General features: G+C 68.4%; 22 protein-coding genes. 7 read left to right on the top strand and 15 right to left on the bottom strand.

Annotation, left to right across the window (positions count from 1 at the left end):
- Positions 1 to 5 precede the first annotated feature (5 nt).
- On the bottom strand, positions 6 to 914 hold the full coding sequence (locus U858_RS0113990) for an ABC transporter permease (protein ID WP_025137779.1): 909 nt from the start codon (positions 912 to 914) through the stop codon (positions 6 to 8).
- Entirely contained in the window at positions 911 to 1,885 is a 975-nt protein-coding gene (locus U858_RS0113985) for an ABC transporter permease (RefSeq protein WP_025137778.1), read from the bottom strand. The genes U858_RS0113990 and U858_RS0113985 overlap by 4 nt, the downstream gene beginning before the upstream one ends.
- Positions 1,886 to 2,144: 259 nt before the next feature.
- Between U858_RS0113985 and U858_RS0113980 the strand changes: the two genes are divergently transcribed.
- Positions 2,145 to 3,101, top strand: a complete 957-nt coding sequence (locus tag U858_RS0113980; RefSeq protein WP_025137777.1) for a LysR family transcriptional regulator — start codon at positions 2,145 to 2,147, stop codon at positions 3,099 to 3,101.
- On the opposite strand, the gene U858_RS0113975 is transcribed toward U858_RS0113980, so the two are convergent.
- Positions 3,085 to 3,783 carry an SDR family NAD(P)-dependent oxidoreductase gene (locus tag U858_RS0113975; RefSeq protein WP_025137776.1) on the bottom strand — a complete coding sequence of 233 codons (699 nt, stop codon included), beginning with the start codon at positions 3,781 to 3,783 and terminating at the stop codon, positions 3,085 to 3,087. The two genes, U858_RS0113980 and U858_RS0113975, sit on opposite strands and share 17 nt — an antisense overlap.
- 158 nt (positions 3,784 to 3,941) lie before the next feature.
- Between U858_RS0113975 and U858_RS0113970 the strand changes: the two genes are divergently transcribed.
- Entirely contained in the window at positions 3,942 to 4,367 is a 426-nt protein-coding gene (locus tag U858_RS0113970; RefSeq protein ID WP_025137775.1) for an organic hydroperoxide resistance protein, read from the top strand.
- A gap of 8 nt (positions 4,368 to 4,375) precedes the next feature.
- Here the strand turns inward: U858_RS0113970 and U858_RS0113965 are convergent, their stop codons facing one another.
- From U858_RS0113965 to U858_RS0113955, 3 genes are all read right to left on the bottom strand, one after another.
- Entirely contained in the window at positions 4,376 to 5,695 is a 1,320-nt protein-coding gene (locus tag U858_RS0113965; protein WP_025137774.1) for an ATP-binding protein, read from the bottom strand.
- Positions 5,696 to 6,433, bottom strand: coding sequence for a response regulator (locus U858_RS0113960; protein ID WP_025137773.1), 738 nt, complete (start codon positions 6,431 to 6,433; stop codon positions 5,696 to 5,698). It lies immediately after the preceding gene.
- Between the two features lie 61 nt (positions 6,434 to 6,494).
- Positions 6,495 to 6,677 (bottom strand): hypothetical protein, encoded by a 183-nt coding sequence (locus tag U858_RS0113955; protein WP_025137772.1) that lies wholly within the window; start codon positions 6,675 to 6,677, stop codon positions 6,495 to 6,497.
- A gap of 177 nt (positions 6,678 to 6,854) precedes the next feature.
- Here U858_RS0113955 and U858_RS0113950 point away from each other — a divergent pair, with 177 nt between their 5' ends.
- Both U858_RS0113950 and U858_RS0113945 read left to right on the top strand, forming a co-directional pair.
- Positions 6,855 to 7,547: a cytochrome c biogenesis CcdA family protein gene (locus U858_RS0113950; protein ID WP_025137771.1), complete on the top strand. Its 693-nt coding sequence runs from the start codon at positions 6,855 to 6,857 to the stop codon at positions 7,545 to 7,547.
- Between the two features lie 74 nt (positions 7,548 to 7,621).
- Complete coding sequence (locus U858_RS0113945) at positions 7,622 to 8,161, top strand: thioredoxin family protein (RefSeq protein WP_115596966.1); 540 nt, start codon at positions 7,622 to 7,624, stop codon at positions 8,159 to 8,161.
- 70 nt (positions 8,162 to 8,231) lie between these two features.
- Here U858_RS0113945 and U858_RS0113940 read toward each other — a convergent pair whose 3' ends face one another.
- From U858_RS0113940 to U858_RS0113925, 4 genes are all read right to left on the bottom strand, one after another.
- Positions 8,232 to 9,494: an arsenic transporter gene (locus U858_RS0113940; protein WP_025137769.1), complete on the bottom strand. Its 1,263-nt coding sequence runs from the start codon at positions 9,492 to 9,494 to the stop codon at positions 8,232 to 8,234.
- Between the two features lie 113 nt (positions 9,495 to 9,607).
- Complete coding sequence (locus U858_RS0113935; protein WP_051593575.1) at positions 9,608 to 10,975, bottom strand: trypsin-like peptidase domain-containing protein; 1,368 nt, start codon at positions 10,973 to 10,975, stop codon at positions 9,608 to 9,610.
- Positions 10,976 to 11,087: 112 nt separating this feature from the next.
- Positions 11,088 to 12,683 (bottom strand): gamma-glutamyltransferase, encoded by a 1,596-nt coding sequence (gene ggt, locus U858_RS0113930; protein WP_025137767.1) that lies wholly within the window; start codon positions 12,681 to 12,683, stop codon positions 11,088 to 11,090.
- A gap of 22 nt (positions 12,684 to 12,705) precedes the next feature.
- Positions 12,706 to 13,692, bottom strand: a complete 987-nt coding sequence (locus U858_RS0113925) for a tripartite tricarboxylate transporter substrate binding protein (RefSeq protein WP_025137766.1) — start codon at positions 13,690 to 13,692, stop codon at positions 12,706 to 12,708.
- 233 nt (positions 13,693 to 13,925) lie between these two features.
- Between U858_RS0113925 and U858_RS0113920 the strand changes: the two genes are divergently transcribed.
- Positions 13,926 to 14,582, top strand: coding sequence for a GntR family transcriptional regulator (locus U858_RS0113920; RefSeq protein ID WP_025137765.1), 657 nt, complete (start codon positions 13,926 to 13,928; stop codon positions 14,580 to 14,582).
- 73 nt (positions 14,583 to 14,655) lie between these two features.
- On the opposite strand, the gene U858_RS0113915 is transcribed toward U858_RS0113920, so the two are convergent.
- Complete coding sequence (locus tag U858_RS0113915; protein WP_029953841.1) at positions 14,656 to 15,537, bottom strand: DMT family transporter; 882 nt, start codon at positions 15,535 to 15,537, stop codon at positions 14,656 to 14,658.
- Between the two features lie 39 nt (positions 15,538 to 15,576).
- On the opposite strand from U858_RS0113915, the gene U858_RS0113910 reads away from it, so the two are divergent.
- Positions 15,577 to 16,146: an XRE family transcriptional regulator gene (locus U858_RS0113910; RefSeq protein WP_025137763.1), complete on the top strand. Its 570-nt coding sequence runs from the start codon at positions 15,577 to 15,579 to the stop codon at positions 16,144 to 16,146.
- 51 nt (positions 16,147 to 16,197) lie between these two features.
- Here U858_RS0113910 and U858_RS0113905 read toward each other — a convergent pair whose 3' ends face one another.
- From U858_RS0113905 to U858_RS0113895, 3 genes are read right to left on the bottom strand one after another with little or no spacing between them, the layout of a single operon-like run.
- Entirely contained in the window at positions 16,198 to 16,986 is a 789-nt protein-coding gene (locus tag U858_RS0113905) for a deaminated glutathione amidase (protein WP_025137762.1), read from the bottom strand.
- 42 nt (positions 16,987 to 17,028) lie between these two features.
- On the bottom strand, positions 17,029 to 17,982 hold the full coding sequence (locus U858_RS0113900; RefSeq protein ID WP_025137761.1) for a nitrate ABC transporter substrate-binding protein: 954 nt from the start codon (positions 17,980 to 17,982) through the stop codon (positions 17,029 to 17,031).
- Between the two features lie 55 nt (positions 17,983 to 18,037).
- Positions 18,038 to 19,015, bottom strand: a complete 978-nt coding sequence (locus U858_RS0113895) for a tripartite tricarboxylate transporter substrate binding protein (RefSeq protein ID WP_025137760.1) — start codon at positions 19,013 to 19,015, stop codon at positions 18,038 to 18,040.
- 149 nt (positions 19,016 to 19,164) lie between these two features.
- Between U858_RS0113895 and U858_RS0113890 the strand changes: the two genes are divergently transcribed.
- The gene (locus tag U858_RS0113890; RefSeq protein WP_232786537.1) at positions 19,165 to 20,142 is read left to right on the top strand and encodes a LysR family transcriptional regulator; all 978 of its coding nucleotides are present in this window, start codon (positions 19,165 to 19,167) and stop codon (positions 20,140 to 20,142) included.
- Here the strand turns inward: U858_RS0113890 and U858_RS0113885 are convergent.
- Positions 20,139 to 22,547 (bottom strand): TonB-dependent siderophore receptor, encoded by a 2,409-nt coding sequence (locus tag U858_RS0113885; RefSeq protein ID WP_025137758.1) that lies wholly within the window; start codon positions 22,545 to 22,547, stop codon positions 20,139 to 20,141. The two genes, U858_RS0113890 and U858_RS0113885, sit on opposite strands and share 4 nt — an antisense overlap.
- Positions 22,548 to 22,583 lie beyond the last annotated feature (36 nt).

Raw genomic sequence — 22,583 nt, 5'->3', positions numbered from 1 at the left:
GAGTCCTATTTCTGCAGGCGCGGGTTGAGCGCCTCGCGGACCCGGTCGCCCACGATGTTCATGGTGAAGACCACCGTCAGCAGCAGCACGCCGGGAAATACGCTGATCCAGTACAGGCCGGCCAGCATCTGCTGATAGCCGTTGGCGATGAGCAGGCCCAGCGACGGCTCGGTGACGGGCAGGCCGATGCCCAGGAAACTGAGCGTGGCCTCGGCGGCGATGGCGTTGGCGGTCTGGATCATGGCGATGACGATGACCGGCGGTATGCAGTTGGGCAGCAGCTGGCTGAACAGCGCGCGGCGATGGCTCAGGCCCAGGCACAGGGCGGCCTCCATGTATTCCTTGCGCCGCTCGACCACGGCGGTGGCGCGCACGGCGCGGGCGAAGTAGGCCCACTGCACCACCACCAGCGCCAGGATTACCTTGTCCACGCCCTGGCCCAATATGGCCAGCATCATCAGCGCCACGAGAATGGTGGGAAAGCCCAGCATCAGGTCCACCAGCCGCATGATCAGCGCGTCGATGCGGCCGCCGAAGTACGCGGCCACCAGCCCCAGCACCGTGCCCACGGCCATGGCGAACAGGCCGCTCAGCACGCCCACGCTGAGGCTGGTGCGCAGGCCATACATCATGGCCGACAGCATGTCGCGGCCCTGGGCATCGGTGCCGGCCCAGTAGACATCGCCATAGATGCCGTGGCTGCCGGGCGGCATGCGCCCGTCCAGAATGGTGATGGCGGCCAGGTCATAGGGGTTCTGCGGCGCGATCCATGGCGCCAGCAGCGCGGCCAGCACCAGCAGCAGGAACACGACCGCGGCGATCGTGGCGGGGCGGCTGTCCAGCACGCCGTGCAGCGCCTGGCCCAGCGTGGTGTCGCGGCTGGGCAGCCAGGTCTTGGAAACGGAGGCGGTCATTGCGAGGCTCCCACGCGGACACGGGGATCCAGGATGGAGTAAAGGATGTCGACCAGCAGGTTGAGCACGATGAACATCGTGACGACGATCAGCAGGTAGGCCACCACCACCGGGCGGTCCAGCTTCATGATGCTGTCGATGATGAGCTTGCCCACGCCGGGCCACGCGAAGATGGTCTCGGTGACGGTGGCAAAGGCAATCAGCGAACCGAATTCCATGCCCACCACGGTGACGATGGGAATCAGGATGTTCTTGAGCACGTGCATGCCGATCACGCGCGATTCGCGCAGGCCCTTGGCACGCGCGAATTTCACGTAGTCCAGCGGCATGGTTTCGCGCACGCCGCTGCGGGTCAGGCGCACGATCAGCGCGATCTTGAACAGCGCCAGGTTCAGCGCCGGCAGGATCAGGTGGCGGATGCCGTCCCACGAGGCCAGGCTGGTGCGTATGCCCAGGAATTCGCCGGTGGGGCCGCGCCCGGTGGAAGGCAGCCAGCCCAGCGTGACCGAGAAGATCAGCACCAGCATGATGCCCTGCCAGAAGTTGGGCAGGCTGAAGCCCAGGATCGACCCGGTCATGATGCCGCGGTCCAGCACCGAATCGGGCTTCAGGCCCGCCACCAGCCCCAGGGGCAGTCCGATGGCCAGCGCCAGCAGCAGCGCCACGCAGGCCAGTTCCAGCGTGGCCGGCAGGCGTTGCAGGATCAGCTGGATGGCGGGCTGGTTGAAGACGAACGAATTGCCCAGGTCGCCATGCAGCGCGTTGGCGACGAACTTCAGGTACTGCTGGTACAGCGGCAGGTCCAGGCCCAGCGACTGCACGGCCTGCGCGATTTCGGCGGGCGTGGCGTCGGCGGGCACCAGGATTTCAATGGGGTCGCCGATGGCGTAGACGCCGGCGAACACGATCAGCGACGTGATGGCCAGGATCACCACGCTTTGGCACAACCGGCGGATGATGAAGGCGGTCATGATGTGCCGTGGCGACAGGAATCGGGGAAGGGGGCGGCGCGCATCGGGGGCTCCTTGCCGGAAAAATCGGCGATATCGCGTATTGATTACGGATTCATGAATGGCGAGAATCCTTGATGGGCGGAATGTTCGATCCATCCCACCGCGCTGGCAACCGTATGCCAAGCCGGCATGCGGCTATGTGATTTACGAGAAATTTGGTGTTAACCCTAGGCCGCGCGCATTGCGGGCGGCCGCAATGCGGACCGTGCACGACAGGATGAACTTCAAGCAGCTAGAGGCATTTCTGGCCTTCATGACCACGGGCTCGACGATCGAGGCGGCCCAGCGGCTGGGTGCGTCCCAGCCCGCCGTCAGCCGTCTTCTGAGCCAGTTCGAAGCCGACCTGGGGCTGGCGCTGTTCGTGCGGCGCAAGGGGCGCCTGCATCCCACTGCCGAAGCCGATTCGCTGCTGCCCGATGTGCAGAACATGATCTCGGATGCCGAGTCGCTGCACCGCCACGTCAACCAGCTGCGGCTGGGCGGGCAGCGGCGCACGCTGATCCGGGTGCAGCTGCCCAGCACGGTGGCGCAGTCGGTCATGCCGTCGGTGGCCGACGCGTTTCTGGCCGACCATCCCGACGTGGCGCTGGAAGTGCTGGTGGGCACCTATGAAGCCAGCGAGGTCGCGGTGCTGGGCCGCGAGGCCGACCTGGCGCTGGTGCGTTCGCCGCCCGTCAATTCGGGGCTGTCGATGATCTTGCGGCTGGCTACCGAAGCCGTCTGCGTGATGCCGCCGGGCCACGCGTTGCAGGCGCTGGACGAGGTCACCTCGGCCGACCTGATCGGCGTCGACCTGGTGCTGCTGGGCCGCCAGCGTTCGCTGCGCCAGCAGATCGACCAGGCCTTTCGCGCCGGGCGCATGATGCCGCAGATCAAGGCCGAGGTGCACTCGGTGGAAATGGCCTGCCGGCTGGCCGCGCAGGGCGTGGGCGTGTCGATCGTGAACGGCCTGTTTGCCGGCCTGTGCCTGGACATGGGCATCGAGCGCCGGCCGTTTCGCCCGCGCATCGATTACTACGTGGGCATGGCCACGCTGGCGGGGCAGCCGCCGCATGCGCTGGTGCCGGAATTGGCCGCGCGCATTCTCGCTGCGATGACGCAACGCGCCGGGCCCGGCGCGTTCTCGGTGGTGCCGCCCGAACCGGGCGACGCGCCGCTTACGGCATCAGCTTGAGCAGCGCGGCAATCAACGCCCAGCGCCGCGTGACATAGACGCGCCGCTTGCGCAGCCGGATGGCGTGGGCGATCTGTTTGGCGGCCTTTTCAGGTGACGCCACCCAGAACAGGCCGCTGCCTTGCGCCATGGCGGTGGCCACGAACCCGGGGCGCACGTCGGTCACCGCGATCGGCAGCTTCAAATGCCTGACCTTCTGCCGCAATCCGTCCAGGTAGTTCGACACGAACGCCTTGGAGGCGTTGTAGGCCGGCGCCGCGCCGCTGCCGCGCAGCGCCGCCACCGACGAAATGCCCACCAGGTGCCCCTTGCGATGCAGGATGAAATGCCGCAGCGCGACGTTGGCCATGGCCGCGAAGCCGTGCACGTTGATGCCGATGGTGTCTGATTCTTTGTCCCAGTCCAGGTCCGTGTTCAGAAAGCCCACGCCCGCGCTGATGATGCACAGGTCCAGGCCTTCCATGCGGGCGATCAGGTCGCGCAGCGCGGCCATGGCGTCGGCGTCGCGGGCCACGTCCAGCACCTGGGTGTGCACCGTCGTGCCCGGCAGTTCCGCGCGCAGGCTGTCCAGCAGTTCGCCGCGGCGGCCCGTGAGGCCCAGGGCGTAGCCTTCGTTGGCCAGCTGTTTGGCCAGGGCGCGGCCGATGCCGGAGGTGGCGCCGATGATGATCGCTCGTTTCATGGGGTGGGTTGGCGGGACGGGAATAGGGGCGCCGATACAGTACGACGCAAACTCCGCTGGGTGCGGACACATGCAGGATACAGCGGCTTGTTGGAATGCAGGCTCTCAGTTTGCACGACGCCGTGCCTTTCCCCTGCATGTCCCACAAGGAGCCCCTCATGGCCAAACCGCTGGAAACCGTTCTGTACACCGCCCGCACCCACACCACCGGCGGGCGCGATGGCGCCGGCCGCACCGACGACGGCGCGTTGACGCTGCCGCTCAGCCCGCCGGGCTCGGGCCGCCCGGGCACCAACCCCGAGCAATTGTTCGGCATCGGCTATTCGGCCTGCTTCATCGGCGCCATGCAATTGGCCGGCGCCAAGCTGGGCATCCCCGTGCCGCGCGAGGTGGCGGTGGATGCCGAAGTGTCGCTGGGCAAAACCGATGGCGGCGCGACCTACGCACTGGGCGTCAACCTGCACATCTCGCTGCCGGGCCTGCCTGCCGAGCAGCAGCGCCAGCTGGTGGAAACGGCACATCAGACCTGCCCGTATTCGGGCGCCATCCGCGGCAATATCGACGTGGAATTCTCGATCGCCTGATCGAAGGCTCAAGCCGACGGCTTGAGCCGTATTTCCGCTTCCAACCCGCCGCCCTCGCGGTTCCTCAAGCGCAGTTCGCCATCCAGGATGCCCACCAGCTGCTGCGCGATGGCCAGCCCCAGGCCGGTGCCGCCGCTGTCGCGATTGCGCGAGCCTTCCAGCCGGTAAAACGGCTGCAGCACTGCCTGCAATTGATCATCGGGAATGCCGGGGCCGCGGTCCAGCACGCGGATCGACACGCCGCCGCCTTCGGCCGGACCCATGACCACCTCGGCCGCGCCGCCGAATTTCAGGGCGTTGTCGATCAGGTTGCCCAGCACCCGGCGCAAGGCGCGCGGCCGCGTCTGCCAGGGCGCGGAGCAGTGGCCTTGCAGCGTGACCGGCTTGCCGATGTCGGCGTAGTCGCACACCAGGCTGTCCAGGAAGGCATCCAGATCGATGCGTACGGCGGGTTCGGTGGCCGCGCCTGCGCTGCGGGCATAGGCCAGTCCGTCACGCACCAGCTGTTCGACTTCCTGCAGATCGTGCGTGAGCTTGTCGCGGTCGATCGAATCGTCCATGAACTCGGATCGCAGTTTCATGCGGGTGATCGGCGTTTGCAGGTCGTGCGAGATGGCGCCCAGGATCTGCATGCGTTCGGCCAGGTGGGCGGCGATGCGGTCCTGCATGGCGTTGAACGCGGCGGACGCCTGCGCCACTTCGGCCGGCCCGTCTTCGGCCAGGCGCGGGCTCTGGCGGTCGGGGCTCATGGCGTCGGCCGCGCCGGCCAGGTGGGTCAGCGGGCGTATGGCCAGGCGCACGGCCAGCCACGCGCACAGGATCAGCAGCGCCAGTTGCGCCGCCAGCACCACCGGCAGCCATACCGCCAGCGGCATGATGGCCATGTGGATGTCCAGCGTGACCGGCTGCTCGTCGGCCAGCAGGGCGCGTACCTGGATGTGCTTGGGATCGTCGCCCACGGTGCCGAACGTCAGCGGGTAGGCGCCGTTCAGCGCCGTTTGGATCGAATCGCGCACGCCTTCGGCGGCCGGCGTCTGCAAGGGTCGGTCGAAATCGCCGGGACCCAGCAGGTACTGGCGGTTGCTGCTGGCCAGGCGCGGCAGCCAGTCGGCGCGCTCGGCAGCGGGCAGGCGGTTCAGGATGGCCAGCGCCACCACCACGTCGCGTTCCAGGTTGTCCAGCATGACGCTCTTGGCGGACTGGTAGCGTTCGTAGAACAGCAGCGAGAACGACAGCGCGTGGGCCAGCACCAGGCCCACCAGGAAAATCAGGAACAGCCGGCTGGCCAGGGTGCGAGGCCAGCGGCGCAGCGCCGGGACCCAGGCCATCTACGGCGCCTCGGACACATCGACCTGCGCGGCGAACACATAGCCTTCGCTGCGCACGGTCTTGATGTACAGGGGCTCGCGCGCGTCTTCGCGCAGGCGCTGGCGCAGCCGGCTGACCAGCAGGTCGATCGAGCGGCCGAAGAAGTCGGCGTCGCGCCCTTGCGTCAGGTTCAGCAGCTGGTCGCGGTTGAGCACGCGCTGCGGGTGGTCCAGGAACACGCGCAGCAGCCGGTATTCGGCGCCGCTGAGCGACACGATGGTGCCTTCGGCGTCGAGCAGGTGGCGCGCGGTGGTGTCCAGCGTCCAGGTGCCGAAGCGGACTTCGCGGCCGGGCTCGGTGACCTGGAAATTGGGCGGCAGCATGCGGGTGCGGCGCAGGATGGCCTTGATGCGCGCCAGCAGTTCGCGCGCCACGAAGGGCTTGACCAGGTAGTCGTCGGCGCCCATTTCCAGGCCAAGCACGCGGTCCATGTCTTCGTCGCGCGCGGTCAGCAGCAGGATGGGGGTGCGGCGGTGCTTGCCGGCGCGCAGCTCGCGGCACAGCACAAGGCCGTCGTCGCCGGGCATCATGATGTCCAGCACGATCAGGTCGACGGTCAGGCTTTCGAGCAGCGAGCGCATCTGGCGGCCGTCGGCGGCCAGGGTGACGTTCAGGCCGTTCTTCTTGAGGAAATTGCCGGCCAGTTCGCGGATCTCGCGGTCGTCGTCGACGATCAGGATGTGGTCTATGGGGTCCATGGCTTACCCGTGCGGATGAAACGGAAGGGCCGTCTGACGGCCTTTCGACAGTGGGCTCATTCTACTCATCGGGTTGCTCGCGGCGGCGGGCCTGGCTGTTGTGGATCAGCTGGCAGGGGCCGGGCTGCACGGCTTCGGCGCCCAGGCCGCCGGCCAGCAATGCCAGCACGGCGAACAGGCGGCACAGGCGCTTGCCGGCGGGCGGCTTTTTCGTGGAATCCAGGGGGAGGGGGGCGGCGGTCATGGGGCGGCTCGGGCAGTGGTGTCCGGCACGTTATAGCGCCGCCCGCGGGGCCAAGTGTGTCGTAGTGTATGCAGGCCGGGGGGCGATACAAAACCGGTGCAAAAAGCCCGCTTGCCGGCACAGGACGGATACGCACGGCGCGTCCAATGCGGTCATCGACATCGAACGGACCGCGGCATCATGACCCTGATCAACACCCCTCTTGCGCTGGGCGCCGGCATGCTGACGGTGGCCTCGCCCTGCGTGCTGCCGCTGTTGCCCATTCTGCTGGGCAGTGCCGTCGAGCGGTCGGGCCGGTGGCGGCCCCTGTGCATCGTGCTGGGTTTCGTGCTGGCGTTTTCGGGGCTGGGCATTGCGCTCAGCCTGCTGACCCATGCCGTCGAATCGGCCCAGGAAGCGGTGCGTTCGGTGTCGGTGGCGCTGTTGGCGCTATTCGGCCTGGCGCGCATCTGGCCGCGGCCCTATGACCGGTTGGCGGCGCGGCTGGCGGGGCCGTTGCAGGGCCTGATCGGCCTGGGCGGCAAGGGCGGTGACGGCAATGCCGGCGGCTTCGTGCTGGGCATGTCGCTGGGCGCCGTGTGGACGCCCTGCGCCGGCCCGGTGCTGGCGTCGATCCTGGTGCTGGCCGCGCGTGCCGAAGACCTGGGGCAGTCCAGCCTGTTGCTGCTGGCCTATGGGCTGGGCGCGGGCATTCCCATGCTGGCGATCGCCTACGGCGGCAGCTTTGCCGCCGGGCGTGTGCGCGCCATCGCCCGCCATGCCGTGCGTTTGCAGCGTGCCTTCGGCGTGCTGCTGGTGGCCTCGGCCGCCGCCATCTATTTCCAGTATGACGTGCTGGCCTATGCCTGGATCAGCCGTCTGTTTTCCTGACCCGACCGGGTCTTCGCTTCCCCACCGAGTCCTCGCGTCCCCCGGGGGCTCGCGACCCTGCAAGGAGAGTCACCATGATGTCCATACGCTTGCCCGCCCGCCGGGCCCTCGTTTCCGTCAAGCTGGCGCTGGCCGGCCTGTTGATCGGCTCGGCCGCCCAGGCCGCAGCCCCGGCGTCGGCCCCCGCGCCGGAATTCACCGGCATCCAGACCTGGCTGAACAGCGAACCGGCGACGCAGGCGGGCCTGCGCGGCAAGGTGGTGCTGGTGGACTTCTGGACCTACACCTGCATCAACTGCATCAACACCCTGCCGTACGTGAAGCAGTGGCACCAGAAGTACAAGGACCAGGGCCTGGTGGTGGTGGGCGTGCACACGCCGGAATTTCCGTTCGAGCGCAGCACCAAGAACGTGGCGGATGCCATCAAGCGTTTCGGCATCGAATACCCGGTGGCGCAGGATAACCAGTACAAGACCTGGGACGCCTACCGCAACCAGTACTGGCCGGCGTTCTACCTGATCGACAAGCAGGGCAACGTCGTCTATCGCCATTTCGGCGAGGGGCGCTATGCCGAGACCGAGGCCGAGATCCAGCGTTTGCTGGCGCAACCGTAAGCGGTGGCGGGGGCAGGGGCGGCAAGGCAACGGTGGCCCTGGCTATCCGGGTCAGCCCGGCGCGATGCCGCTAGCCACCCGCCAGCGCCAGGGCCAGCAAGGCACCCAGCAGCGCGGGCGGCATCACCAGCGCGCCCAGCTTCAGGAAACTCAGGCCGCTGACGTGCTGGCCTTCGCGCCGCACGGCGATCAGCCACAGCAGCGTGGCCAGCGAGCCGGTGATGGACAGGTTGGGCCCCAGGTCCACGCCGATCAGCAGCGCGCCGGTGGTCTGCGCGGGCAGGTGGGCGATCTGGCCGACCGAGCCGGCGATCAGGCCCGCGGGCAAGTTGTTGATCAGGTTGCTGGCCAGTGCGGACACGATGCCGGCGCCCCACAGCGACTGCCCGGCGGACTGGCTGGCCAGTTGCACCAGCGCGCGCGACAGCGCGTCGATCGCGCCGCTTTCGGCCAAGCCTTCGACCAGCACGAACAGGCCCGCCACCATCGGCAGCACGCCCCAGGCCACATGGCGCAGCACCGGCATCGGGCTGATGCGCTGGCGCAGATGGATGCCCGCCGCGGTGGCCAGGCCGGCGATGAAGGTGGGCAGGCCCAGGTCGGCATTGAAGGCCGACGCCAGCATCAGCACCACGGCGGTCAAGAGGATGCCCAGGCCCGTCAGGCGGGCCCCGGCGCCCAGTGGCTGCGCGGCGATGTCGGCCCGCAACGGCTGGCGCAGCGCGTCGCGCTGGGTAAAGCGCAGCACCAGGTAGGTCAGGGCGATGGCAGCCACCGAGGGCAGGGTGAACTGCCGCAGCCAGTCGAGCAGCGGCGGCATCTGGCTGCCGTACACCACCAGGTTGGCGGGGTTGGAGATCGGCAGCACGAAGCTGGCAGCGTTGGCAATGAAGGCGCAGATGAACAGGTAGGGCAGGGGCCGTGCGCCGGCCGCCTTGGCCGCCGCGTACACCGCCGGGGTCAGCACCACGGCGGTGGCGTCGTTGGACAGGAACACGGTGACCAGGATGCCCACCAGGAACACCAGGTCGAACAGCCGCCGCGCCGAGCCGCGGGCGTGGCGCGCGGCCACCATGGCCAGCCAGTCGAACAGCCCCTGCTGGCGGGCCAGTTCGGCCAGCACCATCATGCCGATCAGGAACAGGTAGACGTCCAGCCCCTTGCCGACCGCGCCCAGCGCCGCCTGCCAGGGAATCAGGCCGGTCGCCGTGACCAGCAGGGCCGCGCCGCCGGCCCAGACGTACTCGGGCAGGTTGCCGGGGCGCAGCAGGATGCCGACGATCGCCAGGGCGGAAATGGCCCAGAGGGCAAGGGTGGCGTCGGAAAAGGGCATCGGAACGGCAACGGCAGGACGGGGAAGCCCGGATTATCGCCCGCCCGGGCGCTCAAGCGTGAGCCGGCCGACCGGCAGCCAGGCGGCTCGTTGCCGCCGTACGACGGTCGGCGCTAGTTGATCTGCAAGGTGTACATGGCCTGGCCGCGCACCAGCGTCAGCAGCAGGGGCTGCCCCGGTGCCGCGCCCGCCAGCAGCCCGCGCAGGTCGGCGAGCCGGCTGACCGGGCGCTGGTTGACGCCGATGATGACGTCGCCGCGCTGCATCCGCGCGGCGACCGGGCCGCGGTCGGGGTAGGTGGCGCTGACGGCCACGCCGTCGTTGCCCTTCAAGCGCTGTTCGCGGCCGATCTCGGTGAACTCCACGCCGTTCAGCCGCGCATCCAGCGAGCCGCCGTGCAGCCGTTCGTTCTTTTCCGGCTCGATGCGCAGCACGGCTTCGGTGCGCTGGCCGGCGCGCAGCAGCGTCAGCCGCACCTGCTTGCCCACCGGCAGCAGCCCTTCGGCATTGCGCAGCTGGGCGCTGGTGCCGATGGACTTGCCATCCACCGCCAGGATCTGGTCGCGCGCCTGCACGCCGGCCTGCTGCGCGGGCGAGCCGTCCGCCACGCGCGCCACCGCCACGCCCGTCGTGCCCGGCGCCAGGCCCAGCTGGCGAGCGTTGCGCGGCGTGACATCAACCGTGTCCAGCCCCAGCCCGCCGCGCTGCACCTGGCCATGTTGCAGCAACTGGCGCATGACTTCGCCGGCCAGGTTGGACGGAATGGCGAAGCCGATGCCGACGTTGCCGCCGGACGGCGTGTAGATCATGGTGTTGATGCCGACCAGTTCACCATTCAGGTTGACCAGCGCGCCGCCCGAGTTGCCGGGGTTGATGGACGCGTCGGTCTGGATGAAGTTCTGGTAGCCGGCCGCGCGCAGGCTGGAGCGTTCCAGCGCCGACACGATGCCCGACGAGGCCGACTGGCCCAGGCCGTAGGGGTCGCCGATGGCGACCACGAAATCGCCCACCCGCAGGTCGCTGGAATCCGACAGGGTCAGCGCCTGCAACTTGTCGGGCGGAATGCGCAGCACGGCCAGGTCGGTGTCGGGGTCGCTGCCGACCACCGTGGCGGTGAAGCTGCGGCCGTCCTGGAGCGATACGCGAATGGATGTGGCGCCGCGCACTACGTGGTGATTGGTCAGGATGTTGCCCTGGGTGGCATCGACGATGACGCCCGAGCCGATGCTCTGGCGTCCGGCCCCGGCGGCCTGGCCGAGGCCCGGCGCCTGGCGGCTGTCGCCCTGGGCGGAAATGTTGACGACGGCGGGGGTGACGCGTTCCAGCATCGGCGCCAGTGATGGCAGCGGCTGGCCGTCCACGGCCATGGGCAGGGCGGCCCAGGCGGGCAAGGTGGCGGCGAGTGCGGCGGCCAGCGCCAGGTGTCGGCAAGCGCGGATGGCCTGCCGTGTGATGCCGCAGGCGGGTGAAAGCAACGTCATGGAACCGGCAGGCAGCGCCTGTGTGGGGATCAGCGCGCCAGTATCGCCGCGCGCCGAGTCGCCCATATGACCGATAAAGCCCGCTTCGTGGCCGGTATCGCTGCCTTCCGTTTTAGAACCCGACCGCCTGTCCGTCGCGACGCGAGTCCGACGCTGCCAGGTAGCCGCCCTGCGGCAGCCGGCAGATCAGCTGGGCCGAGCCGAATTCCAGGCTGTCGGCAGGCGCCACCGCCACGTTGTGGCCGCGTTGGCGCAGCGTCTGCACCACGTCGTCCGGCAGGTGCGCTTCGACGTTGACCACCGGCCCCTTCTCGACCCGGAAGCGCGGCGCATCGCTCATGGCCTGCGGGTTCTGGCCGAAGGCCGCCAGGCGCGTCACCATCTGCAGGTGGCCTTGCGCCTGCATCGATCCGCCCATGACGCCGAACGACATCACCGGTTCGCCGCCGCGCGTGACGAAGGCGGGGATGATGGTGTGCATCGGCTTCTTGCGCGGCGCGACCTGGTTGGCGTGGCCGGGCGTCAGCACGAAGTTCAGGCCACGGTTGTGCAGGCTGATGCCGGTGCCCGGCACCACCACACCCGACCCGAAGCCGTGGTAGTTGGACTGGATGAACGACACCATGGTGCCGCTGGCATCGGCGGCGGTCAGGTAGACCGTGCCGCCGGTGGCGGGCGTGCCGGCCACCGGCACGGCGGCGCGGTCCATCGAGATCAGGCGGGCGCGCTCGGCCAGGTAGGCCGGGTCGAGCAGGGCGCGCGCGTCGGTGCGCATGTGGCGCGGGTCGGCGACGTGATGGTGCAGGTCGGCGAACGCCAGCTTCATGGCCTCGATGCTGACGTGGTAGTAGTCGGCGCTGTCGCGGCCCATCGATTCCAGGTCGAACTGTTCCAGCATGCCCAGCGCCATCAGCGCCGAGATGCCCTGGCCGCTGGGCGGGATTTCGTGCAGCGTGTAGTCGCGGAACGATTGCGAGATCGGCTCGACCCATTCCGGGCGATGTTCGGCCAGGTCGTCGGCCGTCAGCGCGCCGCCCGAGCGGGCCGCGAAGTCGGCGATCCTGGCGGCCAGCGCGCCGCGGTAGAAGCTGTCGCCGCCGCTTTCGGCGATCTCGCGCAAGGTGCGGGCCTGGTCGGGAAAGCGCCACCATTCGCCGGGCAACGGCGCCCGGCCTTGCGGCAGGAAGGCCTCTGCAAAGCCCGGCTCATTCGCCAGCTTGGGCATCTGGTTGGCCCATTGGCGGGCAATGGTGGGGCTGACGCGAAAGCCGTTCTCGGCGTAGGCGATGGCCGGTTCGAACAGCGTGGCGAACGGCAGCTTGCCGAAGCGGTCCGACAGGGCTTTCCAGCCCGCCACCTGGCCCGGCACGGTGACCGTGCCCCAGCCCGTGGCCGGCATGGCCTCGCGTCCGGCGAAGTACTCGGGCGTCCAGGCGGCCGGCGCGCAGCCGCTGGAATTCAAGCCATGCAACCGCCCTTCGTGCCAGACCAGCGCGAACATGTCGCCGCCGATACCGTTCATCACGGGTTCGACGACGGTCAGCGCGATGGCGGTGGCGATGGCGCTGTCCACGGCATTGCCGCCCGCCAGCAGCATGCGCAGCCCGGCTTGCGCCGCCAGCGGCTGGCTGGTGGCGACCGCGTTGGCGGCCAGCACCGGCATTTTTCGGGAGGCGTAGGGGAAAGACCAATCGAAGGGGGAAGACATGGGCAAGGTTTTTTAAGAAGGTTTACTGCGGCGTGATGCCGGCCTGGTCGATCAGTTGCTTGGTGCGCGGGATTTCGGCCTTGATGAAGGCGGCGAATTCCTCACGGCTGCCGCCCCGGGGCTCGGCGCCGGCTTCGGCCAGCTTACCGCGCAGCACGGGGTCTGCAAGCACCTTGTTGACGGCGCGGTTCAGCTTGTCCAGCACGGGGGCCGGGGTGCCTTCCGGCGCCACCAGGCCGTACCAGGGGGCGATGTCGTAGCCGGCGTAGCCTTGCTCGGCGATGGTGGGAATGTCGGGCGCCAGCGCCGAGCGCTGCGAATTCGACATGCCCAGCGCCAGCAGCGCGCCGCTCTTGACCTGCGGCAGGCCGGTCATGATGGTGTCGAAGTACATCGACACCTGGCCGCTCAGCAGCGCCGGAATAGCTTCGCCGGCGCCCTTGTACGGTACGTGCAGGATGTCGATGCCAGCCACCGACTTGAGCATTTCGCCGGCCATGTGCGACGTGGTGCCCGTGCCGAACGAGGCATAGGTCAGCTTGCCGGGGTTGGCGCGGGCGTAGGCCACCATTTCGGGCAGCGTCTTGAACGGCTGCTGCGGATTGGCCAGCAGGATGTTGGGCGTGTAGGCCACCATCGAGACCAGCGCGAAGGCGTCCGGGTCGTAGGCCAGGCGTTTTTGCAGGAAGCGGTTGGTGACGATGGCGGCCGGGCCGCCCATCAGCAGCGTGTAGCCGTCGGGGGCCGAACGCGCCACCGACGCGCTGCCGATCGCGGCGGCGGCGCCGGGGCGCGCTTCCACCACAAAGGGCTGTCCCAGTTCGGTGGACAGCGCCGCGCCCAGCTGGCGCGAAATCAGGTCGGTGGCCGACCCGGCCTGGAACGGCACCACGATGCGCACCGGATGCTGCGGCCAGTCGGTGGCGGCGGGGGCGCTTTGGGCGCCCGCCTGGGCGGTGAGGGCCAGGGCGGCGGCGCAGCCCAAGGCCCGGATGAGACGAAATTGCATGGATTCCCCTTGATCGCTGTGTAGTCAGGCTATCTGGTCAGGCGGTTGCGCCGGACGGGTCTGTCGCCCGTTGCGGTTGCGGCGGGCGCGCACGGCCGGCGCGCCAGGACTGGATTTGACGCGACCCGGCCGGCTGCGGCCATAGGGATTTGCATCCATGGATCACTGGATCCAATTTGTGTTATTTTTGCGTTTATCTATCATGGCGGCTTTGCAAAACCCCGGGGACGAAGATGCTGCAATTCCAGAAGACAGCCGTCAGCGCCGAAGAAGAGGCGTACCTGCACCTGCAGCGTGAAATCCGGCTGGGCAATTACCCGCCCGGGCACCGGCTCGTCCCGGACGTCATCGCCAGCGAAATCGGCACCAGCCGCATGCCGGTACGCGGCGCCTTGCGCCGGCTGGCATCCGAAGGCCTGGTGGACATCCGCGCCAACCGCGGCGCCGTGGTGCGCGGCCTGAACCAGCAGGAAATGCGGGAAGTCTTCGAAATGCGTTCGGTGCTCGAAGGCCTGGCCATGCGCAACGCCGTGCTGAACATGAGCGCCGAACACGTGCGCCGCCTGGCCAGCATGCTGGATCAGCTGGAACAAGGGTCGGGCGACTACCTGGACTGGACCACCGCACATCGCGATTTCCACGAATACCTGTGCAGCTTCTGCCAGCAGCCGCGCCTGCTGCGCCAGATTTCAGAACTGCATTCGGTGGTCGAACCCTATATGCGCCTGTGGGCCGCCCAGCCGGGCCGCGTGCTGCGGGTGCGCGAGTCGCACCAGGAACTGATCGACGCGCTGAAAACGCGTGATCCCGACCAGTGCGAAGCGGCGATGCGCCAGCATGTGTTGAATACCGTGCCGGCGTTGCAGGCGTTCCTGGAACAGGCGGGCTGATCGGACAGGGGCGACGGCCCCGGCGCCAAGATCCCGGCGCCAGACCTCGGCCCCAAGCTCGTCGCCGCCACCATCACGCTTCGCGCAGCTTGCGTTTCGGCTTGCGCTTGAACTTCACTTCACTGGCCAGCACCCCGGCCACGATCAGCGCGGCGCCCGCCAGCGCCAGCGCGGGCAGGCGGTCGCCCGCCAGCCGGCCCACGATGCCGCCCCACACCGGCTCGCCCGCATAGATCACGGTGGCGCGGGTGGGCGATACCGACTTCTGCGCCCAGTTCATCGTCAGCTGGATCACCGCGCTGGCCAGACCCAGGCCGATGGCCGCACCGGCCCACAGCCACGAGAACGCGGGCACGCCTTCGCCCAGCACCGGCATCAGGGCAAACGACACCATTCCCGCCGTCAGCAACTGCACGGCGGTGACGCGGCGGCTGTCCACCGATTGGGCGAAATGGCCGATCAGGATGATCTCGGCGGCAATGGCTGCGGCGCCGGCCAGGGTGGCGATTTCGCCGGGGCTGAAATGCAGCGACCCGGCCTGGGGCCCGGCCAGCAGCACCAGGCCGGCGAAGGCCAGCGTCACGCCGACCCAGCTCATCAGGCCGGGCGGGCGCTTCTGCACCGCCCATTGCAACAGCGGCACGATGGGCACGTACAGCGCCGTGATGAACGCCGACTGACTGCTGCTGATGGTGCGCAGTCCGACTGTCTGCAGGTAATAGCCCAGGAACAGCGCGCAGCCGATCGCGATGCCCGCGCCAGCCTCGTGCCGCGTCAGGCCCGCCATATGCTTGCGAAACAGCAGCATCGACAGCGCGCCGGCAATGGTGAAGCGCAGCCCCACGAAGAACAGCGGTCCGCTATGCTGCATGGCGATATGGATAATGAGGAAGGTGCTTCCCCACAGCATGGTGACCAGCACCAGGGCGATTTCCTGGCGCGACAGGGCGAACATCGATTTGGGCTTCACGGCAGACTTCAGGGCGTCACTAATTTGAGCAATATACTGCACATCACGAATTCCGACAGCGATGTCCTCACCCACGTCGGGGCCAATCTGAAACGGTTGCGCAAGGCGGCGGGCCTGAGCCAGACCGCGCTGGCCGACGCGTCCGGCATCAGCCGCCGCATGATCGCGGGGCTGGAAGCCGGTACGGCCAACATCAGCCTGTCCAGCCTGGACAAGCTGGCGCATGCGTTGGGAGTGGGGTTCGTGGACCTGGTCAGCGATCCGGCGCGAGAACGCCGCCGCATCGAGGCCCGCGCCTGGCGCGGCAAGCGGGCGGGTAGCCAGGCGGTGCTGCTGGGCGCGGCGCCGGCCAGTTGCGAAGCGCAGTTGTGGCTATGGGTGCTGGCGCCGGGCGAGACCTACGTGGCCGAGCCCGATCCGCCCGGCTGGCACGAAATGGTCTACGTCATGGAAGGCACGCTGCAGCTGGAACTGTCGGGCGTGGCCCAGCAGGTGGCGGCCAACGATTTCGTCATCTACAGCAGCGCCCAGCCGTACGTGTACCGCAACGACGGCGAGTCGCCGCTGCGGTTCGTGCGCAATGTCTTGAGGTAGCGCGGCGCGGGCCCAGGCCGGGATTCGCGCCTGGAAACCTGCTGGCGATCGCTACGCCAGTTCCGGCCGCGCGAAGCGGCGGTTCTTCAGCACCGGCAGTACCTCGCGCGCATGGCGGATGCGCTCGGGGTCCAGGTCGGCGAACAGCAGCGTGGCCTGCTCGCCCGCCTGGGCGATCACCACCCCCAGCGGGTCCACCACCATGCTCGCACCGATGTTGCGCGGCCCGCATTCGCCCACCGCGGCCACGTAGCAGGTGTTCTCCAGCGCCCGCGCAGTGCTCAGTACCGCCCAGTGCGCCTCCTTCAGCGGCCCCTTGACCCAGGCCGACGGCACCACCAGCACGTCGGCGCCGTCCAGCGCCAGGCGGCGCGCCAGCTCGGGAAAGCGCAGGTCGTAGCAGGTCATCATGCCGACCTGCATGCCGGCCACCGGCACCAGCGGCGGCACGTCCGACCCCGGCACCACGTTGACGGACTCCTGCATCGAAAATGCGTCGTACAGGTGCAGCTTGCGGTACTGGGCGATGATCTCGCCGCGGCGCAGCGCCACCTGCGTGTTCCAGACGCGGCCACCGTCGGCCGGCGTGTGCACGGTCATGATGACGGTCAGGTCCAGCGCACGCGAGACGTCCAGCAGTTGCGACAGGAACGGGCCGTCCAGCGGCTGGGCGGCGCGGCGCACCAGGTCGGGGTCGGCGATGTCTCGGGCCAGGATGCCTTCGGGCAGCACCAGCAGGTCGGCGCCGGCGGCGGCCGCGCGGCGGATCAGGTCCTGGCAAAGGCGGGCATTGTCTTCCCAGGTCGGATGGACGGCGAATTGCCCCAGGGCGATTTTCATGGCGATTCCTTGGCGGTGATGGGTTGAAGCGTCGGTACGCGTTCAGGACGCATGCGGGAACAGTTCGGCCGGCGTCATGACGCGGTCGGCCAGTTGCTGCGCATGCAATTCAGTGGCGAAGTCGGCGATCATCTTGCGGTTCGGTTCCAGCCCGTTGCGGTTCCAGCCGGCGGGCAGGTCGCGCGAGGTCTGGATCAGTTCGTCCAGCATCCAGGGCGTGGTGTCGGCGTACTTGCGGCGCTTGTCCAGCCACATCGTGGCGGACGCGTCCAGGGCTTCGCTCAGTGCCTGCGCCACCCACGGGTGGGCCTCGGCCAGCGCGGGCTTGATGCCCAGCAGGTGAATGCCCGGCACGTAACCGACCTGATGGAAGTAATCCACCTCGCTGTCGCGGCAGGCCGGCAGCAGTTGGCGCAGGTCCGACCCGGCATCGAAGAAGCCGTCGGGCATGAACGGCGTGAACACCGCGTCCAGTTCACCTGCGCGCAGCAGGTCCACCAGCGGCCGCTCGCCGGGCGCCGCCTCGATCACGCCGGGTCGGCCAAAGCCGCCCAGCCGGTCGGTGACGGGATGCGCCTCGGTCAGGCGGCCCACTTGCCAGAGGGCGTCGTCCACGCCGATGCCTACGCGCCGCAGCAGCGCGCGGGTCCAGGTGTTGCCCGAATCCTGCCAGCCCGTCATGCCGATGCGCGCGCCGGCCAGCTGGTCCAGCCGGGTGATGCCGCTGGACCGCGCGGTGATGATGCAGCGGTGGCGAAAGCCGCGCATCAGGAAATGCGGCACGCCGACGATGTCGTGGCGGCCCCGCGCGCGGCCCAGGCTGTAGCGGCTCATCGACATCTCGCCCGCATCGAAGCGCGGGTCGCTGGCCAGGTCGTCGGGCAAAGTGCCGACGCGATGCACGTCCAGGTCGATGCCGGGGGCGGTGACGTCGCCGAGGGCGAGCGGCACGATGTAATCCCAGTCGCGCACGGCGAGCCGGATCTTGATCTTCATGGGAGCAGTCCTCGCGGCCGGACGGCCGCGGTTCAGGGTAGGGAAACGGGGCCGTTCAATCCAGGCGGATGCCGCGGGCCTTGACGATGTCGCGCCAGAAAGTCTGCATGCCGACCTGCATCTTGAGCAGGTCATCGCCATACAGGTCCAGGATGTCGTTGCCCGAATTCAGGATGAACTCGCGCAGCGCCGGGGTCTTGAGCGCCTGCCGCAGGGCGCCCTGCAGCTTTTCCACCACCGCGGGCGGCGTGCCGGCCGGCGCATACAGCGCCGTCCAGCCGTACAGCGTCAGGCTGGGATAGCCCAGCTCGGCCACGGTCGGCACGTCCGGCGCGTCGGCCACGCGGGCGTCGCTGGTGGCGGCGATGGCCACCGTCTTGCCCGACTTCACGTAGGGCAGGGCGGACGACGGGGTATCGAACAGAATGTCGATGGTGCCGCCGATCAGGTCGGATTCGGCCGCCGCCGGCCCCTTGTACGGAATGTGCGACAGCTGGATGCCCGCCAGCTGGCTCAGCAGTTCGCCCAGCAGGTGCGGATTGGTGCCGGGGCCGGCGCTGCCGTAGGTGAGCTTGCCCGGTTCGGCCTTGGCGCGGGCGATCAGGTCCTGCACGCTGCGGATGCCCGACGCCTTGCTGGCCACCAGCACGAACGGCGAGCGCGAAATGATGCCGATCGGCGCGAAGTCCTTGTTCTCGTCGTACGGCAGCTTGCGGCTCAGCACGATGGGCAGCATCACCATCGCGCTGGACGCGCCGGCCAGCAGCGTATAGCCGTCGGGCGCCGCCTTGGCCACGGCATCCACGCCAATGGCACCCCCTGCGCCCGAACGGTTTTCCACCACGAAAGACTGCCCCAGCTGCTCGCCCATGGCCTTGCTGACGGCGCGCGCCAGCACGTCGGACGACGCACCGGGCAAGGTGTGGACGATCACCTTGACGGGTTTGGACGGGTAGGCGTCGGCGGCTTGCACCCCGCCAGCCAGTCCTAGGCAAAGCGCGGCCGCGGCGGCCAGTCGGTGTACTGCGTTCATGGAATTCCCCTTGCTGTTTTTACGACGGCGCCATCATCGAGCGCCATCGGCAGGGCCATTGTCAGGACGAGGGGTAATGTGCGTCAATGTCGAAATTCGGCGTAAAACTTGCATATGTCGCAACTGTCTGGAGGCGCATCTTGAACTTCATGGCCCTGGAGGCGCTGCGCGCCTTTGTCGAAGGCGGCAGCATTGCCGAGGCGTCGCTGCGCATCCATCGCAGCGCGTCGCAGGTCAGCCGCCTGCTGGCGACGCTGGAAGAAGAAGCGGGCTTTCCGCTGCTGGTCAAGGAAGGGCGGCGGCTGTCCCTGACCGAGCAGGGCCAGGGCTTTTACCAGCGCATCGACGAGATGCTGCGGGCCGGCGACGCCGTCACCGAATACGCCCGCGGCGCGCGGCGCAAGAACCGCACCCACGTCAACGTGCTGGTGGCCCAGCACCTGATCGAAGGCCTGCTGGTCGAGGCCGTGGCCCGTGCGGTGCAGGAAGACAACGCCTTCGGCGTCACCATCAATGCGCGCATGCCGCCCAATGTGGATGCCTGGATCAGCCAGCAGCATTTCGACCTGGCGTTGGCGCAGTTGCCGGTCGAACACGCGCTGCTTACCACCGAAGTGCTGGCCGAATCGCGCGCCGTCGCCATTCTGGGGCCCGACGATCCACGTGCGGCGCAGGCGGTGATCACGCCGCAGATCCTGGGGCAGGGCCGCTTCATCGGGCTGCCGCTGCGCGGCGCGCTGTACCACCGCTACGCGCGCGCCTTTGCCAAGGTCGGCTACCAGCCCGAGGCCCAGTTCGATGTGTCGTTCGGCTTCATTGCCTGCCAGTTGGCGGTGCGCGGCTGCGGCGCGGCGCTGAGCGATCCGCTTACCGCGCTGACCCAGACGCACCTGGGGGCGCAGATACGGCGCTTCGAACCCGAAACGCCGTTGCAGTACGGGCTGATCTACCCCAAGGCGCGCCCGCCGTCGCCCGCCGCGCAATTGCTGATCCGGCATCTGCGGGCGGTGGCGGCGGAAAAGCTGCAAAGCGTGGATGCGCTGCTTGCCGCCGCGCCGGGGCAGGCCAGGCCCAAAGCGCCACGCGGCGCACGGCGCGGGGCCGCTGCCTCAGGTTCCGTGCGCTAGAACTCGTATTTCAGCGTCGCCACGACATTGCGTTCTTCGCCGTAGTAGCAGTAGTTCAGGCTGGCGCACGAGGCCACGTAGGTCTTGTCCAGCAGGTTGTTGGCCGCGACCCGCACGCTCATGCCCTTGAGCGAGGACGACAGCCGGCCCAGGTCGTAGCGCACCGACATGTCCAGCAGCGTGTACGCCGGCACCTTCAGCGTGTTGGCGTTGTCGGCCCAGCTGGTGCCCACGTAGCGCACGCCGGCGCCCACGCCCAGGCCGTTGTCGAACTGATAGTCGCCCCACAGCGACGCCATGTGGCGCGGCGCCTGATAGGGCGTCTTGCCCGCCAGGCCTTCGGCCGACTCGCGATAGCTCATGTCGGTGAAGGTATAGGCGGCCAGCATCGTCAGGTTGTCGGTCAGGCGGGTCTTGCCTTCCAGCTCGATCCCGCGTGAACGCACCTTGCCCGCCGCGGTGTAGTAGGTCTGCGCCAGCACGCGGTTGGCGACGTTGTCCTGCGTCAGGTCGAAGACAGCCAGCGTCACCATGTTCTCGGTGCCGGGCTGCTGGTATTTCACGCCCACTTCGTATTGCTTGCTCTGGGTCGGGGGCAGCAGGTTGCCCTGGCGGTCGACATAGGCGTTGGGGTTGAACGATTCGCTGTAGCTCACATACGGCGACACGCCGTTGTCGAACAGATAGACCAGCCCGCCGCGCTTGGTGAACTTCGAGCCGTTCCAGTTCTTGTCCGACAGGTAGGCGCCGGTGCGGCTCGAATCCGTGGTGCGCACCTCGTCCTGGCGGCCGCTCAGCGTCAGGCGCCAGCGGTCGTAGGCCAGTTGGTCCTGTAGGTAAAAGCCCGTTTGCTCCAGCTTGCGGTCAAAGAACGTGCGGCTGGTGATCTGCACGTCGCCATTGGCATAGTCGGGGTGGAACGCATCCAGGTTCGACGCCGAACCCGAATCCCAGCGGCCATCGGCGTGGCGATGCTGGTAGTCCATGCCCAGCAGCAGCGTGTGCTTGACCGCGCCGGTTTCAAAGCTGCCCTGCAACTGGTTGTCGATGGCGAAGGCGCTGAGCGTTTCGCGGGCGCCCGAGTAATAGCGCGTCAGCTCGGTATCGTTGGCCCAGCCATAGCCGTAGACCTGCTTGAGGCGTACGTCGGACGACACGTAGCGCGCGTTCTGGCGGAACGTCCAGCGATCATTGAAGCGATGGTCGAACTGGTAGCCGAAGATGCGCTCGTTGCGCTTGAACTGATTGTCGTCCGGGTCCGAATCCACGAAGTGGCGCGAAATGCGCTGGCCGGCGTGGTCGTTGGTGATGCTGGCGTCAGCCGGCACGCCGCTATGGAAGCCGCCGCTGGGGTCGCGCTGCAAGTAGGCCTGCAGCAGCAGGCTGGTGTCGGGCGTGAACTTGAACATCACCTGCGGCGCGATCGCGTAACGCTCTTCGCGAGTGTTGTCGAACTGCGTGTCGGTGGACCGGCCCAGGCCGGTCACGCGGTAGGCCACCTTGCCGTTGTCGTCCACCGGGCCGGCCAGGTCGAAGCCCGCGCTTTTCTGGCCCTGCGTGCCGTACGACACTTCAACGGAGCGATACGGCTCGAACAGCGGGCGCTTGCTGGTCAGCTGCACCAGGCCGCCCGGCGCGCTGCGGCCGAACAGCACCGACGACGGGCCGCGGAACACGTCGATGCGCTCGACGAAGTACGGGTCGATCTGGATCGAACTGAACGTGCCCGAATCGCTCAGCAGTTTCAGGCCGTCGTAGATGGTGTTGTCGGTGCTGTTCTCGATGAAGCCGCGCAATGCCACGTAGTCGTAGCGGTCGGCGGCGCCCACCAGGCCGGTGAAGGCGCCCGGCGTGTATCGCAGCGCTTCGGACACGCTGCGCGGCTTCTGTTCGTCCAGCTGTTCGCGGGTGATGATCGACACCGATTGCGGCGTTTCGATCAGGGCCGTGTCGGTCTTGGTGGCGCTGGAACTGGTCGAGGCCAGCAGACCCGTGGTCGGGTCCAGCGCGCCGGGCACGCCCTGGCCGCTGACGCGCACCGCCGGCAGCGTAGTGGCGCCGGGCTGCGGCTGCGAGGTCAGCACATAGCCGCCCGCGCTGCGGGTGGCGGCGAAACCGCTGCCGGCCAGCAGCGCGCGAAAACCTTCGTCCACCCGATAGCGGCCACGCAGGCCCGGCGTGGTCAGGCCCTGGATGCGGCTGGCGTCCACCGAGATCGCCACGCCCGCCTGCTGGGCATAGCGGTTCAGTGCCGGCGCCAGCGGCCCGGCGGGTATGTCGTACTGCAACGCGGCGTCGGTCTGCTGCTGCGCGTGGGCGGGCAGGGCGGTGGCGCCTCCCAGGGCAGCAAGCGCCAGGCAAAGCGCCAGCGGGGTCAGGCGGTGGGTCAGGGTCGGCAAGGGCATAGCGGGTTCCGTGTGCGTGAGTGTCCTGATTGCTAT

This window comes from Achromobacter sp. DH1f (assembly GCF_000633435.1).
GTDB lineage: Bacteria > Pseudomonadota > Gammaproteobacteria > Burkholderiales > Burkholderiaceae_B > Achromobacter > Achromobacter deleyi.
Note: the sequence above shows the minus strand (reverse complement) of the source record. Positions and strands in the feature narration are given on the sequence as shown.

Excerpts from the sequence above, each read along its gene's own strand:
- U858_RS0113990 (WP_025137779.1), bottom strand. The coding sequence starts at position 914 with ATGACCGCCTCCGTTTCCAAGACCTGGCTGCCCAGCCGCGACACCACG.
- U858_RS0113985 (WP_025137778.1), bottom strand. The coding sequence starts at position 1,885 with ATGACCGCCTTCATCATCCGCCGGTTGTGCCAAAGCGTGGTGATCCTG.
- U858_RS0113980 (WP_025137777.1), top strand. The coding sequence starts at position 2,145 with ATGAACTTCAAGCAGCTAGAGGCATTTCTGGCCTTCATGACCACGGGC.
- U858_RS0113975 (WP_025137776.1), bottom strand. The coding sequence starts at position 3,783 with ATGAAACGAGCGATCATCATCGGCGCCACCTCCGGCATCGGCCGCGCC.
- U858_RS0113970 (WP_025137775.1), top strand. The coding sequence starts at position 3,942 with ATGGCCAAACCGCTGGAAACCGTTCTGTACACCGCCCGCACCCACACC.
- U858_RS0113965 (WP_025137774.1), bottom strand. The coding sequence starts at position 5,695 with ATGGCCTGGGTCCCGGCGCTGCGCCGCTGGCCTCGCACCCTGGCCAGC.
- U858_RS0113960 (WP_025137773.1), bottom strand. The coding sequence starts at position 6,433 with ATGGACCCCATAGACCACATCCTGATCGTCGACGACGACCGCGAGATC.
- U858_RS0113955 (WP_025137772.1), bottom strand. The coding sequence starts at position 6,677 with ATGACCGCCGCCCCCCTCCCCCTGGATTCCACGAAAAAGCCGCCCGCC.
- U858_RS0113945 (WP_115596966.1), top strand. The coding sequence starts at position 7,622 with ATGATGTCCATACGCTTGCCCGCCCGCCGGGCCCTCGTTTCCGTCAAG.
- U858_RS0113940 (WP_025137769.1), bottom strand. The coding sequence starts at position 9,494 with ATGCCCTTTTCCGACGCCACCCTTGCCCTCTGGGCCATTTCCGCCCTG.
- U858_RS0113935 (WP_051593575.1), bottom strand. The coding sequence starts at position 10,975 with ATGACGTTGCTTTCACCCGCCTGCGGCATCACACGGCAGGCCATCCGC.
- ggt (WP_025137767.1), bottom strand. The coding sequence starts at position 12,683 with ATGTCTTCCCCCTTCGATTGGTCTTTCCCCTACGCCTCCCGAAAAATG.
- U858_RS0113925 (WP_025137766.1), bottom strand. The coding sequence starts at position 13,692 with ATGCAATTTCGTCTCATCCGGGCCTTGGGCTGCGCCGCCGCCCTGGCC.
- U858_RS0113920 (WP_025137765.1), top strand. The coding sequence starts at position 13,926 with ATGCTGCAATTCCAGAAGACAGCCGTCAGCGCCGAAGAAGAGGCGTAC.
- U858_RS0113915 (WP_029953841.1), bottom strand. The coding sequence starts at position 15,537 with ATGTTCGCCCTGTCGCGCCAGGAAATCGCCCTGGTGCTGGTCACCATG.
- U858_RS0113905 (WP_025137762.1), bottom strand. The coding sequence starts at position 16,986 with ATGAAAATCGCCCTGGGGCAATTCGCCGTCCATCCGACCTGGGAAGAC.
- U858_RS0113900 (WP_025137761.1), bottom strand. The coding sequence starts at position 17,982 with ATGAAGATCAAGATCCGGCTCGCCGTGCGCGACTGGGATTACATCGTG.
- U858_RS0113895 (WP_025137760.1), bottom strand. The coding sequence starts at position 19,015 with ATGAACGCAGTACACCGACTGGCCGCCGCGGCCGCGCTTTGCCTAGGA.
- U858_RS0113890 (WP_232786537.1), top strand. The coding sequence starts at position 19,165 with ATGGCCCTGGAGGCGCTGCGCGCCTTTGTCGAAGGCGGCAGCATTGCC.
- U858_RS0113885 (WP_025137758.1), bottom strand. The coding sequence starts at position 22,547 with ATGCCCTTGCCGACCCTGACCCACCGCCTGACCCCGCTGGCGCTTTGC.